The sequence below is a fragment of the Aureimonas sp. Leaf427 genome (assembly GCF_001425485.1).
Lineage (GTDB): Bacteria > Pseudomonadota > Alphaproteobacteria > Rhizobiales > Rhizobiaceae > Plantimonas.
This window is the reverse complement of sequence record NZ_LMQW01000014.1, coordinates 1-13,113: the sequence shown is the minus strand read 5'-3', so window position 1 is coordinate 13,113 and position 13,113 is coordinate 1. Positions and strand designations below refer to the sequence as shown.

The 13,113-nt window shown below is 59.4% G+C and carries 13 protein-coding genes; all 13 read left to right on the top strand.

Features of this window, described 5'->3' with window-relative positions:
* Nucleotides 1-602 precede the first annotated feature (602 nt).
* The 13 genes from ASG62_RS11750 to ASG62_RS11690 all read left to right on the top strand — a co-directional run bounded on the left by ASG62_RS11750 (nucleotide 603) and on the right by ASG62_RS11690 (nucleotide 12,640).
* On the top strand, nucleotides 603-1,766 hold the full coding sequence (locus tag ASG62_RS11750; protein WP_056695212.1) for a Gfo/Idh/MocA family protein: 1,164 nt from the start codon (nucleotides 603-605) through the stop codon (nucleotides 1,764-1,766).
* Between the two features lie 74 nt (nucleotides 1,767-1,840).
* Complete coding sequence (locus ASG62_RS11745; RefSeq protein ID WP_056695214.1) at nucleotides 1,841-2,689, top strand: sugar phosphate isomerase/epimerase family protein; 849 nt, start codon at nucleotides 1,841-1,843, stop codon at nucleotides 2,687-2,689.
* A gap of 141 nt (nucleotides 2,690-2,830) precedes the next feature.
* Nucleotides 2,831-3,769, top strand: a complete 939-nt coding sequence (locus tag ASG62_RS11740) for a substrate-binding domain-containing protein (protein WP_056695216.1) — start codon at nucleotides 2,831-2,833, stop codon at nucleotides 3,767-3,769.
* A 92-nt stretch (nucleotides 3,770-3,861) separates the two neighbouring features.
* On the top strand, nucleotides 3,862-5,400 hold the full coding sequence (locus ASG62_RS11735) for a sugar ABC transporter ATP-binding protein (protein WP_056695218.1): 1,539 nt from the start codon (nucleotides 3,862-3,864) through the stop codon (nucleotides 5,398-5,400).
* A complete protein-coding gene (locus tag ASG62_RS11730; RefSeq protein WP_056695219.1) occupies nucleotides 5,400-6,446 on the top strand; it encodes an ABC transporter permease in 1,047 nt (348 codons plus the stop codon). Before ASG62_RS11735 ends, ASG62_RS11730 begins: the two co-directional genes overlap by 1 nt.
* A gap of 92 nt (nucleotides 6,447-6,538) precedes the next feature.
* Nucleotides 6,539-7,516, top strand: a complete 978-nt coding sequence (locus ASG62_RS11725) for a thiamine pyrophosphate-dependent dehydrogenase E1 component subunit alpha (protein WP_082537254.1) — start codon at nucleotides 6,539-6,541, stop codon at nucleotides 7,514-7,516.
* A gap of 13 nt (nucleotides 7,517-7,529) precedes the next feature.
* Nucleotides 7,530-8,537, top strand: a complete 1,008-nt coding sequence (locus ASG62_RS11720) for an alpha-ketoacid dehydrogenase subunit beta (RefSeq protein ID WP_056695222.1) — start codon at nucleotides 7,530-7,532, stop codon at nucleotides 8,535-8,537.
* Nucleotides 8,538-8,543: 6 nt separating this feature from the next.
* On the top strand, nucleotides 8,544-9,665 hold the full coding sequence (locus ASG62_RS11715; protein WP_056695223.1) for an acetoin dehydrogenase dihydrolipoyllysine-residue acetyltransferase subunit: 1,122 nt from the start codon (nucleotides 8,544-8,546) through the stop codon (nucleotides 9,663-9,665).
* 63 nt (nucleotides 9,666-9,728) lie between these two features.
* On the top strand, nucleotides 9,729-10,484 hold the full coding sequence (locus tag ASG62_RS11710) for an SDR family NAD(P)-dependent oxidoreductase (RefSeq protein WP_056695224.1): 756 nt from the start codon (nucleotides 9,729-9,731) through the stop codon (nucleotides 10,482-10,484).
* A 42-nt stretch (nucleotides 10,485-10,526) separates the two neighbouring features.
* Nucleotides 10,527-10,943 carry a GlcG/HbpS family heme-binding protein gene (locus tag ASG62_RS11705; protein ID WP_056695226.1) on the top strand — a complete coding sequence of 139 codons (417 nt, stop codon included), beginning with the start codon at nucleotides 10,527-10,529 and terminating at the stop codon, nucleotides 10,941-10,943.
* Nucleotides 10,944-11,013: 70 nt separating this feature from the next.
* Nucleotides 11,014-11,784: a putative hydro-lyase gene (locus ASG62_RS11700; protein ID WP_056695228.1), complete on the top strand. Its 771-nt coding sequence runs from the start codon at nucleotides 11,014-11,016 to the stop codon at nucleotides 11,782-11,784.
* A gap of 58 nt (nucleotides 11,785-11,842) precedes the next feature.
* Nucleotides 11,843-12,292, top strand: a complete 450-nt coding sequence (locus tag ASG62_RS11695) for an OsmC family protein (protein ID WP_056695230.1) — start codon at nucleotides 11,843-11,845, stop codon at nucleotides 12,290-12,292.
* A 57-nt stretch (nucleotides 12,293-12,349) separates the two neighbouring features.
* Entirely contained in the window at nucleotides 12,350-12,640 is a 291-nt protein-coding gene (locus ASG62_RS11690; protein ID WP_056695233.1) for a putative quinol monooxygenase, read from the top strand.
* Nucleotides 12,641-13,113 lie beyond the last annotated feature (473 nt).

The window sequence follows — 13,113 nt, the reverse complement described above, 5'->3', positions numbered from 1 at the left end:
GGAGTGCGCACGGTCATCTCCCGCGCTGAATTGATAAGCGATCCACATAACACGAGGGACGCGGTTATTCGTCCAACTCCGCGAAGCGGAATGATCGGGTGTGCTGCACTGCAACGTTAACCACAAAGTGCATGGACAGATTCCGCCGGACTGTCCGTTTCGGTTCAGAGCAGATGACGCTCAGCAAAATATCAGTTGCCCTTTGCGTTGTCCTTCCTATGCTAGAATCAAGCGTACAGGAAGTTTTCTGCGCGAAATTTACGATGAAATAAGAAATAATCCCAATCAATCTAAGCTGTCTTCTAGACGATGCGCCCCTTTACTACGGTTTATACAGCGAAATCAGTAAATTCAGTAGAAGTATATTGTCTTTTATCTCGTGACGGCCACATCCTGAGCACTGAAGTGGCTAGCAGAAAGGCAGCAGCCTAAGTTTTAGGCGACAGTGCGCTGCAGCGTAATCTATTTGCAAATACATTGTTGACAGCCATAGGACGCCAATGGCAACGTTTACATCACAGGCGGACAGCCTGTTGGCCGCAGTTTTGATAGCCGGCACTCTCGGGTGTGAAATTGATTCCGCAAAAGCGGGGAGAATTTTTTTGAAGACGCTAAACATCGCACTGATTGGTACGGGATTCATGGGGAAGGCCCATTCAATCGCCACAGCGGTTGTGCCGATCCTGTTCGGCTCTCCGGTTCCAGTCCAGCGTAAGGTCGTCGTTGACGTGACCGAGGAGCTGGCGAAGGGTGCCGCGGAGCAATACGGCTTCACCGAGTATGCGACGGACTGGCGCGAAGTTGTCGCCCGAGACGACATCGACATCGTGGACATCTGCACGCCGAACGACACCCATGCCGAGATCGCGATCGCGGCCGCAAAGGCGGGAAAGCACGTTCTCTGCGAGAAGCCAATGTCGATGACCGTCGCTGAAGCAGAGGAAATGTTGGCCGCTGCCGAGCAGGCTGGGGTCGTGACGATGATCTCCTACAATTACCGACACACGCCGGCCATTCAAATGGCCAAGCGCTTGATCGATGAAGGTCGTATCGGCAAGATCCTCACCTTCCGCGGCTACTACCTGCAGGACTGGGGCGTCGATCCGAAGCGGCCGCTGACATGGCGTTACAGCAAGGCGAAGGCGGGTTCTGGCGCGCTCGGCGACATCGGTACTCACGTCATCGATGCCGCGCGTCTTCTTGTCGGCGAGTTCGATGAGGTCAACGCGATCGTCAAGACGTTCATCGCTGAGCGGCCGCTACCTGCAGGCCAGGCCTTCGGTCAAAAGGCAGAAGCTTCTACCGAAATGGGTAAAGTGGACGTCGACGACCATGCACTTACCATGATCAAGTTCGATGGCGGAGCCTTCGGCACCATCGAGGTTACGCGCAACCATTACGGCCACCATAACCAGCTGGGGTTTGAGATCGCTGGCACGAAGGGCACGATTGCGTTCGATTATCAGCGTCTGAACGAACTACGGGTCGCCTTTGCCGATGATCCCGAAGATACCGTTGGTTTCCGTACGATTTACTCCGGACCGAGCCAGCCCTACGGCGATCTGCTTTGGCCGATTGCGGGGATGGGGCAGGGTTACATCGATATCAAATCGTTGGAATGGTACAACTTCCTGCAGGCAATCAAGGCGGGAACGCAGGGTGCGCCGAGCTTCGCCGACGGTGTCCAGATCGAGCGGATCGCCGACGCAATCCTCGTTTCCGGCGAGAAGAGCGACTGGCAGAAGGTCAAGCGCAACGCGGCCTAGCGCAGCGCAAACCAATGATCGTCCTATGACTGCACACTGGCAGTCAGTTGATCTTCCAAGTTCGGGAAACGTTGATGACGCTGAAACTTGCCTTCCACACTTGGCCTTATGCCAGCAACCCTACCTGGTTGCCGGCTTATACGCTCGAGGAAACAATCAAACGCATCAAGCGCGCTGGTTACGAAGGCATCGAGATCGGAGCGGCCAGTCCGCACGTTTTTCCGCCGACCTTGAGTGCTCAGCGGCGCAAGGACATCCGTCAGCTGCTGGAGGATGAGGACCTCAAACTGGCGGCGATGTTGCCAGCTCATGGCGGTGGACCAGGCAATAACGTTGCATCCCCCATTCCGGAGGAGAGGCAGTGGTCCATCGATCATTATAAGGACATGGTGAAACTGACCGCGGACTGGGGCGGCAAGCGTCTCGTTTGCCTTCCGGGCTGGTTCATCTTCGGCACCACCCAGCGGCAAGCATGGGAATGGGCGCGGTACGCAATCGCCGAGATTGCACGGTTCGCACAAGATCATGGAGTCGAGATCGTCATCGAGCCGACGCCGGAAGACAGCAACATCGTCAATACCTGCGAAGATTGCATGAACATGTTGGAAGACGTCGGAGAGCCGAATGTCCGCCTGATGTTCGACACTCATCACGTTATCACAATGAACGAGGTGATGAGCGACTACGTCTATCGGATGGGCAAGAACTTGGTTCACCTGCACATCTCGGACGATCACCGTCTGCCACCGGGCCAAGGCCGCGGAGACTTCAAGGCGCTGGTCGACGCTCTACGCGATACTGATTTCGATGGCTATCTTTCGATGGAGTGCGGCTTTCACCGCCGGGGAATCGAACCCGACTACGTGGCCCGTACTTGCATGGAATACATGAAGCCGCTGGTAGATGCAGCAAACGCTCGCTGACGATTGAGCGTCCTTATCGGCGGGCTCGGCGGGTTCTCGTCCGTGCCCGCCCGAGGGTGCAAGTACAAGCAGGTCCCTTGTTGAAGGGCGATCCGGACGTGAAAGGGTGCCCCGGACACCCGTTGGCAATGGGGTATTGAAATGAAGCAGGTTGCTCTTATCGCCGTGCTGGCGACCATGTCGGCGTCGAGCGCCTTTGCCGGAAACATCGGCGCCTCGATCTCTCACAGCGACTCGAACCTTGTCGTTCTGGTGAAGGGAATGCAGGAGGCTGCGGACAAGGCTCAGCAGCCGCTACAAGTCGAGTTCGCTGAAGGCGACGTCAGCCGTCAACTGTCGCAGGTCCAGAACTTCATTGCCGCCAAAGTGGACGCCATCATCGTGAATGCGGTGGAAACATCTGCGACCCCAACAATTACCAAGATGGCTGCTGACGCCGGGATCCCGCTGGTCTACGTGAACAACACGCCCAGCGACCTGAAGGAGCTCGGCCCCAAGGCCGCTTTCGTCGGCTCTGACGAGTATGTTGCTGGGACGTTGCAGGCGACGGAAGTCTGCCGTTTGCTCAAGGAAGCTGGCAAGACGGAGGAAGCGGGCATCCTGATCATTCAAGGTATTCTCGCGAACGAGACTGCCGTCTTGCGCAGCAAGGCAATCCACGACGTTGCCGCAACTCCCGACTGCAAGTTCATGAAGGTGCTCGATGAGCAGTCCGCTAACTGGGATCCAGTGAAGGCGCAGGACCTGATGACAAACTGGATCACGGCTGGCCACACGCCGGCAGCCGTCATAGCCAACAATGACGAAATGGCTATCGGCGCCGTGAACTCGCTCAAGGCGGCAGGCTTGGACATGAAGGACATCGTAGTAGCCGGCATCGATGCTACGCGCGAGGCGATGCATTACATGCAGCAGGGGGACCTTAAGGTCACCGTGTTTCAGGACGCTATCGGCCAGGGAAGGAACTCGCTCGAAGATGCGATGAAGCTCGCGAAGGGCGAGGCGGTGCAATCGCCGGACTGGATCCCCTACGAACTCGTGACGCCGACGAACGTCGAAACCTACCTCGCAAAAAACTGATCCCTCTTGGCTGTGGATGCGCCTCCGGGCGCATCCGGTGTCGGTCGGCTTGGCTATGGGCCCCTTTAGCGCATCTTGGAAGGTACGAAGACATGGCGGCCGCCTCGTTTGACGCCCCGAGCGTTCCGGCTTCAACGGGAAGCCCTAGATCCGAGTACCTCCTGGAAGTCGAGAATGTTCGTAAGGAGTTTGTCGGCGTTCTCGCCCTCGACGACGTATCGTTCAGGCTGCGTCCGGGTACCGTCCACGCCTTGATGGGTGAGAACGGCGCCGGCAAATCTACCTTGATGAAAATCATTGCTGGCATCCATCCTCCAAGCGGAGGCACGCTGAAAATCAACGGGAAGCCCACCAGGCTATCCGGGCCGCTCGATGCGCTCGAACATGGCATCGCGATGATTCATCAGGAACTCAACCTGATGGCTCCCATGACGATCGCTGAAAACATCTGGATCCGACGCGAGCCGCGGAATCGGTTCGGTTTCATAGATCACGGGGAGCTGCACAGCCGAACCGCTGAGCTTTTCGAAAGGCTGTCGATCAGCCTGAACCCTGATGAAAAGGTTGGCAACCTCACCGTCGCCGAGCGGCAGATGGTGGAGATCGCGAAGGCGGTTTCATACGACTCCCGGGTGTTGATCATGGACGAGCCGACCTCGGCACTCACAGAGCGAGAGGTCGAGCACCTATTCCGCATCATCCGCATGCTGCGTGAGGACGGCAAGGGGATCGTCTACATCACTCATAAGATGAATGAGCTATTCGAGATCGCCGACGAGGTATCAGTCTTTCGAGACGGCAAATACATCGGAACCCACTCCTCCGCGGATGTCACGCGCGACGACATCATCCGTATGATGGTCGGCCGCGAGCTTTCACAGATGTTTCCCAAGGTGGAAGCCAGGATCGGCGAGACGGTACTCGAGGTCGAGAACCTTGGGCTTAAGGGTGTCTTCGAAGATGTCTCTTTTAAGCTGCGTGCGGGGGAGATCCTGGGCATTGCCGGTCTCGTCGGTGCTGGTCGCTCGAACATCGCCGAAACGATCTTCGGCGTCACGCCGGCAACATCCGGAACCATCAAACTCTACGGTGAAACCATCGAGGTTAGGTCACCCTCTGTCGCCATGCGACACGGCATGGCCTTTCTGACCGAGGACCGGAAGGATACCGGGTGCTTCTTGCTTCTGGACATCCAGGAGAACATGCAGCTGGCGGCACTTCAGCGGGATTATGCCCGGGGAGGCTTCATTGAACAGAGGCGGCTTTCGCAGGATTGCGCACGGATGTCCGAGCAGCTGCGGGTCAAGACGCCGGACATGGGCGAGCGTATCCTGAACCTATCCGGCGGCAATCAGCAAAAGGTCTTGATCGGCCGCTGGCTGTTGACGAAGCCCAAGATACTTATCCTCGACGAACCTACGCGGGGCATCGACGTCGGCGCGAAGGCGGAAATACACCGCATGATTTCCAGCCTTGCTGCTGAAGGTCTGGCGGTCATCATGATCTCCTCGGAACTGCCTGAAATTCTTGGAATGAGCGACCGTATCATGACGATGCGACGGGGTCGCATGTCCGGCATCCTGGATCGCGTCGAAGCCGATCAAGTCAAGATCATGGAGCTTGCAGCCTGATGAGCACGATCCAAGAGAATGCTGGCACAGCGCCCAAGGATGAGCCGAAGAAAAAGCTCAAGCGTGAGCTTTCAATGTTGGGGATGCTGATCGGCATCGCCCTCATCTTCGAGATTCTTGGCTGGATCGTTGTTGGACAGAGCTTCCTCGGCAATCAACAGCGGCTGTCGATCATCATCCTTCAGGTGTCCGTGGTCGGAATCATCGCCATCGGGGTGACGCAAGTCATCATCACCGGCGGTATCGATTTGGCGTCGGGGTCCGTTCTTGGTCTCGCAGCAATGGTTGCCGCATCGCTCGCCCAAAGCAGCGCGGACACGCGGGCTATCTACCCGCTGCTGACCGATCTTTTTCCGATCTGGCCGCTGCTGGCGGGAGTTGCGGTAGGCATCGGAACCGGCGTCATCAGTGGCGGGGTCATCGCCGCCACTGGCATACCCCCCTTCATCGCTACGCTAGGGATGATGGTCTGCGCCCGCGGAGTCGCGAAGTGGTACACGACTGGCCAGCCCATTCCGCTGCTGACACCGGAATTCACCTGGCTAGGAAAAAGTTTCCTGGTTCTGGGCTTTCCGCTGCCCCTACCTGTGATCATCTTCGCCGTCGTAGCGCTGATCGCCCATGTATCCTTACGCTACACTCGCTACGGTAAGTTCACGTATGCCATCGGTGCGAACCCGCAAGCCGCTCGTGTATCGGGCATCAACATCGGCGCTCATCTCATCAAAGTGTATGCCGTAGCCGGCTTGCTGTCCGGCTTGGCGGGTGTCGTAACAGCTGCCCGGGCGGCTTCCGCGCAGCCGGCGATGGGTACGGCCTATGAACTCGACGCCATCGCCGCCGCCGTGATTGGCGGAACGTCGCTCGCGGGCGGCGTGGGTCGGATCGGCGGCACGGTCATCGGCGTGATCGTGCTTGGCATCATCACGTCCGGTTTCACGTTCCTTCGGATCGGATCCTACTATCAGGAGATCATCAAAGGGATGATCATCGTCGCGGCCGTCGTGGCCGACCAGTACCGACGAAACCGTCAAATGAAAATCTAAAGCCTCAAGTCGAGTGCACTGCACTGGACGCACCGCGACAGTCCGAATTGCCGCACGCCAGTCCCAGCGAAGCCTTAAAGGTAGGATTCACCATGTCCGCTTTGCAATTGCCCCGCGAACAGCTTGTTAACGTTTACAGATCGATGCGGCTGATCCGGCGCTTCGAAGAGCGCGTCATGGAGGAGATGGGGACCGGTGACATTCCGGGCAGCACCCACCTCTATGCTGGCCAGGAAGCCTCGGCGGTCGGCGTGTGCCTTCACCTAGAAGACGGCGATTACATTTCGTCGACGCATCGCGGTCATGGCCACGCAATCGCGAAGGGCCTCGATGTCGATGCGATGATGGCAGAGCTGTTCGGCCGGGCGACAGGCACCTGCAACGGCAAAGGCGGATCACAACATATCGCCGACCTCCGCCATGGCATGCTTGGGGCGAACGGCATCGTTGCAGGTGGCGTGCCCATCACCTGCGGCGCCGCCCTGACCGCCAAAGTGCTTGGCAATGATCGCGTCGCCGTAGCTTTCGCGGGCGACGGGGCGATGAACGAAGGTGCCATGTCGGAAAGCTTCAACTTAGCGTCCATATGGAAGCTTCCGATGATCTTTGTGATCGAAGACAATGAGTTCGGCGAGGCGACCTTCAACGCACACGTATCGGCAGGTAGTTTCACCTTGCGTGCCGAGAGCTTCGCCATCCCGACCCTCGAATTGGACGGCACCGACGTCTTCGCCGTTCACGCGGCCGCGGGCGAAGCCGTCCAGCGGGCGCGAGGTGGCGGGGGCCCGACCATGCTACATATCCACGTTCCCCGCTATTACGGCCATTACAGCGGAGATCCCGATACGTACCGTACCGCGGAAGAGAAGGCAGCGATGCGCTCGGGGCGCGATTGCCTACTCAACTTCCGCAAACGCGTGGGCGAGGCCGCCTTGATCGATGCGGACCAGCTCGACGACATCGATGGCGAGATCGAGGTTTTGCTTAACAGTGCGGTGGAGAAGGCACGAGCGGCGCCGTTCCCCGACCTGTCCGCCCTTACGACCGACGTCTACGTCAAGTACATTTGAAGGCTCGACGACCATGTCGCAAAAATCCTTTCGGCAAGCTATCAACGAAGCCCTTCGCTCGGAGATGGCCCGTGACCCGCGCGTCATCATGATGGGCGAAGACCTCACTGGCGGCGCCGGCGCGAACGGCGTCAAGGACGCTTGGGGTGGTGCGTTCGGCGTAACGCGCGGTCTCCTCGATGCGTTTGGCTCCGAGCGCATCCGCGACACGCCGATCAGCGAAACGGCCTTCATCGGCGCAGCCGCAGGTGCGGCGTTGACGGGCCTCAGGCCCATTGCCGAACTGATGTTCGTGGATTTCGCGGGAGTCTGTTTTGACCAGATCGCCAACCAGATCGCCAAGTTCCGCTACATGTTCGGTGGGCGTGCGACGACACCTCTCGTGATCCGCGCCACTTATGGAGCCGGCAGCCGCTCCGGGTCGCAGCACACCCAAGCCTTCTATCCCTTGTTCACCCACATTCCCGGCCTCAAGGTCGTAATTCCATCGACGCCCTACGACGCCAAGGGGCTGTTGATCCAGGCGATCCGCGACGACGATCCGGTCATCTTCCTTGAAAACAAGATGCTCTACGACACGATCGGCGATGTGCCCGACGGCTCCTACACGATCCCTTTCGGCGAAGCGCGGATCGCGCGTGACGGAAAGGACGTCTTGATCATCGGCATCGGCCGCCTGGCGATCGTCGCCGAGGAAGCGGCGCGACAGCTTTCATCGGAGGGAATCTCGGCCTGCGTTGTTGATCCGCGGACGACCTCGCCGCTGGACGAGGAAACGCTGGTCGAGCTAGCCGAAGAGATCGGACGGGTCGTTATCGTAGACGAGGCCAACCCTCGTTGCAGCGTCGCCGCCGACATCTCGGCATTGCTCGCCGACAAGGCTTTCCATGCGCTTAAGGCGCCGATCAAGCTTGTGACGGCGCCCCACACTCCCGTGCCCTACTCACCGGTCCTCGAAGATGCCTACGTTCCAAGTGCGGCGGCCATCGCGAAGGCGGTGCACCAGATCGTGAAAAGGTAAGCAGCTATGGCCAGCATCGAGGCAGTCACCGTGCCCAAGTGGGGCATGACGATGACCGAAGGCAAGATCTGCGGATGGCTCGTGGAAGTGGGCGGTCACGTCGACCGCGGCCAAGAGGTTGTTGAAATCGAGACAACCAAGGTCACCAACGTACTTGAGTCAGCGGCCAGCGGCACGTTGCGGCGCATCGTGCTGCCCATCGGAACGACGGCTCCTGTTGGAGCCCTTGCTGCCGTGATCGTCGACGGCGAGGCGAGCGAGGAAGAGATCGACGCGTTCGTCGAGACATATGCCGACCGGGCTGGCGTAGCAGGGGAAGGGGCGGTGGAAGGTAACGCACCGCGCCTCATCGAAGTCCCTGACGGTACGATCAACGTGTCGGAAGCCGGCTTAGAGTCTGATGCGACGGTAGTTTTCATCCACGGCTTCGGCGGTGACCACACGACTTGGCTTTTCAACCAGCCGGCGATCGCGGAGACCATTCGGACCGTTTCGCTCGATCTGCCGGGACACGGCGCGTCCTCGCCCGTTTCGCAAGGAGACATATTCGCCCGCATCGTCGCGTCGGTGACGGCAGCCGTTGATGCTATCGCACCCGGCAAGTTCCATCTCGTCGCGCACTCCTTCGGCGGAGCGATCGCTACTGCCCTCGCGTCGGCGGATCAGTCCCGGGTGGCGTCACTGACGCTGATCGCGCCGATCGGACTCGGCCGCGAGATCAACCGGGAATACCTGGATGGCTTCGTTTCCGCAGAGCGCCGTCGCCCGCTACAGAAGGTCCTTGAGCTATTGTTCGCCGATCCGTCGAAGATCACGAACGACATGGTCGAAGGCACGCTGCGCTTCAAACGCCTAGAAGGCGTGCCTGAGTCATTGGCGGCAATGGCGGCGACCATCGCGGACGAAAACGGCCAGCTGCAGCAGATCGGCGACAAACTGGCGAAGCTTACGTGCCCAGTGACGGTTCTCTGGGGCGAGGACGATGCCATCATTCCGGTGGCCGAGGCCGATGGGCTGCCGCCGAACGTGCGCTTCCGGTCGTTCCCCGCAGCTGGCCACATGCCACAGATGGAAGCCGCTTCCGCCATCAACGAAGCGATCTTGGAGACCGTGCGCAGCGCGGCCTGAAACTTCTGGACGGCATGTCGGCCAACGAGCCGAGTGCCCGCTTGTTCAAAGAAGGAAGACACCATGTCCGCAAGACTGGCAGGTAAACGCGTGCTTCTGACCGGCGGCGTCGCGAATATTGGCCTAGCCATTCTCGAAGCCGTAATCGCAGAGGGCGCCATTGTATCGATGATCGACATCGACGCGGCGGGTGGCGCGGAAGTCGAGAAGCGCTTCCAGGGAAAGGTGCGGTTCATCCGTGCCGATCTCTCCCAGGAGGCCGACATCACGTCGGCGGTGAAGCAAGCCGCCGAATGGATGGACGGCTTTGACACGCTATGCCTCAACGCCGGCGTCCAAATTTCCGGCCGGGCCGAAAGCTTCGCGACCGCCGACTGGGACAAGACCTTTGCGGTCAACGTCCGGGCCAACTTCATTTTCGTACGCGAAGCCCTGCCGCATCTCCGCCGGGCAGGGAAGTCGTCCGTCGTGCTGATGTCCTCGCTTGCCGGCAAGCGGGGAGCGACCGGGCTGCTCGCCTATTCGTCATCTAAGGCCGCAGTGATCGGCATGGCGACGACGCTCGCCATAGAGCTCGCGGGCGAAGGTGTCCGGGTGAATGCGGTTTGCCCAGGCTGGATCGACACTCCGTTCAACGCACCGGTGATCGCTTTCATGGGCGGGCGTGAAAAGCAGGAAGAAGCGATTCCTCGCGTCATCCCGCTGGGGCGACAGGGAACGCCCGACGAAGTCGCGCCGCTCTTCGTCTTTCTCGCGTCGGACGAGTCCTCGTACATAACGGCACAAGCCATCAACGTCGACGGCGGCATTTACAGCTGATCGCAGAACGAACACCTGCAACACGAACGGACCGGCATTCCCATGGCTGAACAAATCACCCACGAAGCCGCTTTCAAGGCGTTGAACGCTGGCGCGGCGAAGGCGCTCGAGCTGGACGAGCCGTCCTCACTCGCAATCCTCGATCAGGGGGGCAATCTGCTGGCATTTCTACGTGTGGGGGACGCTGCGCTTTCCACGGTCGAGCTGGCTCACAACAAGGCTCACACCGCCCTTTCGCTGCGCTCGCCGAGCGGCAGCTGGATGGATCTCGTGCAGCCTGGCGCCCTCTACTACGGCCTCGACAACCACGGTGGGCGCCGACCCTATGTCGTGTTCGGTGGCGGTCTGCCGATCCGCGACGGCAAGACGGTGATCGGCGCAGTCGGCGTCTCCGGCGGACCCGCGGAAAAGGACGTCGCCATCGCCGAGGCGATGCTCAGTGCCCTGGGGACGAGCTGAGTCTATGTCGAGACTTTCGGACGTTCAGGCCCAAGACGTGAACTTGACCACCACCTCCGGAAATGGCGCAATGTCGGCCTCCAAGGTCCGCGAAGCAATCCGCCGTGGCGAGCTGCGTCTGCCTACCACCGGTTATGCCGACGGCTACATGCAGGCCAATCTCGTGATCCTGCCGGAGTCCCATGCAGCCGATTTCCAGCTATTTTGCGAGCGCAACCCAAAAAGCTGCCCACTGCTTGGAGTCGGAAGGCCGGGCGATCCCGGCCTTCCCGGCCTCGGCTCGATCGACATTCGTACTGACGTGCCGCGATACCGCGTCTATCGCTCGGGTATCCATACAGAGACTGTGGACGACCTCAAGGAACTATGGCGTCCCGACCTTGTGACCTTCGCGCTTGGCTGCTCCTTTTCCTTCGAAAGCGCAATCTTGAAAGTGGGCATCGAAATCAGGCATATCAGCGCCGGACGCAACGTGCCGATGTACGCCACCAACTTGCCCGTAGAGCCGGCTGGTCCGTTCAAGGGCTCGATGGTCGTGTCGATGCGGTCCTTCAAGCCGCACGACCTCATTCAGGCGATTGTCTTGTCAGAGCGCCTTCCGTTGGCGCACGGCGCTCCCGTGCACCTCGGTGATCCCTCCGAAATCGGCATCGCCGATATCCAGCAGCCCGAGTTCGGTGATCGGCCGGTGATCGAGGCGGGGGACGTCTGTGGTTTTTGGGCCTGTGGAGTGACGCCCCAACTTGCTCTGCAGGAAGCCAAGCTTGACTTCGCCATCACCCACGAGCCGGGCTACATGCTTGTCACCGATTTGCTCGCCGGCGCCGCAGCCGCTGCGTAAGTCATGACCTTCGGTTCGTCATGTGTCGAACCACCAACTGTCGAATAGGCCTAACCCCATGTCACAGCATTCCGTACGCATCCAGTGGACAGCCTCTGACCACCCCTCCCAGCCCGGCACCTACAGCCGAGACCATACGGCTACAATCAGCCCGGAGGTGACGATTCCTGTTTCGGCCGCTGCCGCCTTCCTCGGCAACGACACGCTGGCGGACCCGGAGCAGCTGCTCGTCAATGCGTTGGCCAGCTGCCACATGCTCTACTTCCTCGCCGTCTGTGAGGGCAGCGGATTCAAAATTGAAAGCTACGAGGACGAAGCCGTGGGTCACGTGGAGAAAAGCGCTGATGGCTCCCAATGGGTATCGGCCATCACCATTAGCCCGAAGGTCACTTTCGGCGGAAGCAAGACGCCAGACCATGCAGCATTGGAGCGCCTCCACCACCGAGCCCACAAGGGATGCTTTATCGCAAATTCGATCAAGTCCAATGTCACGATCAACGTCGTTTGATGGTGTCAGTCACCTGAAGCGCGCAGGGAATTCATCGATCGGCACATAGGATACGCAATGTCGGATAAAGTCTTTGTTTTCGCGCAGGTCATCCCCCATGAAGGAAAGGCCGATGCATTACGCGAAGCCCTTCAAGCACTAGTCGCTCATACGAGAACGGAGGCTGGCTTCATCCAGTATGATTTACACGAGTCAACGGAAAAGCCGGACCACTTTGCCTTCTACGAAGTCTGGGCCGATCAGGCCGCGCTCGACGCGCATGCTGGCTCAAACTTTATGAAAGCCCACAGCACACGAACCGCTGAGTGGGTACAGTCCGTATCCATTAAAACCTACTGCAAAATCTGACGGACGCGGCATCGCAAATTTCGCGTTTCCAACGCGTCCTGTTCCTCAATTAAGCCGGCGCTTCGTCTTCACAGTCGCTCTGCAGCGCAAATGGTGGATATACTTGATGGCCCTTGAGTCCGCTGAACGGCAACGTGTTCTAAACGATATGCTGTCTCACTATCGGCCTGTCGCGATCAAAGCCGTCGTCGCAGCACAGGCATTCGCTAAGCCGAAGCTCAGGCGTATCGAGCCAACAGAGCTTTCGGCAGAAGTTCGCTCGTTCGTCGCGGAGACGGATTGACGCGGAGCGCGGCAAACACGAGCAAGCGTCACTCAAAGCTGCGAGGGTCTGCGAGGTGAATGCGGCGCCTGGAAGCAGAGGCAACAAAACGAGAGGTGGTCCCGGAAAACCGGACCAGTGTTTAGAGTGGATCGCCTGCTGATAGGGACGATCCTAGAATGTCGAAGAGGGCGCGGTATTCCGCGGAGTT

Bases quoted from the DNA above. Each gene is read 5' to 3' on its own strand.
- ASG62_RS11735 (WP_056695218.1), top strand. From the start codon at position 3,862: ATGGCGGCCGCCTCGTTTGACGCCCCGAGCGTTCCGGCTTCAACGGGA.
- ASG62_RS11705 (WP_056695226.1), top strand. From the start codon at position 10,527: ATGGCTGAACAAATCACCCACGAAGCCGCTTTCAAGGCGTTGAACGCT.
- ASG62_RS11730 (WP_056695219.1), top strand. From the start codon at position 5,400: ATGAGCACGATCCAAGAGAATGCTGGCACAGCGCCCAAGGATGAGCCG.
- ASG62_RS11715 (WP_056695223.1), top strand. From the start codon at position 8,544: ATGGCCAGCATCGAGGCAGTCACCGTGCCCAAGTGGGGCATGACGATG.
- ASG62_RS11725 (WP_082537254.1), top strand. From the start codon at position 6,539: ATGTCCGCTTTGCAATTGCCCCGCGAACAGCTTGTTAACGTTTACAGA.
- ASG62_RS11710 (WP_056695224.1), top strand. From the start codon at position 9,729: ATGTCCGCAAGACTGGCAGGTAAACGCGTGCTTCTGACCGGCGGCGTC.
- ASG62_RS11720 (WP_056695222.1), top strand. From the start codon at position 7,530: ATGTCGCAAAAATCCTTTCGGCAAGCTATCAACGAAGCCCTTCGCTCG.
- ASG62_RS11700 (WP_056695228.1), top strand. From the start codon at position 11,014: ATGTCGGCCTCCAAGGTCCGCGAAGCAATCCGCCGTGGCGAGCTGCGT.
- ASG62_RS11695 (WP_056695230.1), top strand. From the start codon at position 11,843: ATGTCACAGCATTCCGTACGCATCCAGTGGACAGCCTCTGACCACCCC.
- ASG62_RS11740 (WP_056695216.1), top strand. From the start codon at position 2,831: ATGAAGCAGGTTGCTCTTATCGCCGTGCTGGCGACCATGTCGGCGTCG.
- ASG62_RS11745 (WP_056695214.1), top strand. From the start codon at position 1,841: ATGACGCTGAAACTTGCCTTCCACACTTGGCCTTATGCCAGCAACCCT.
- ASG62_RS11690 (WP_056695233.1), top strand. From the start codon at position 12,350: ATGTCGGATAAAGTCTTTGTTTTCGCGCAGGTCATCCCCCATGAAGGA.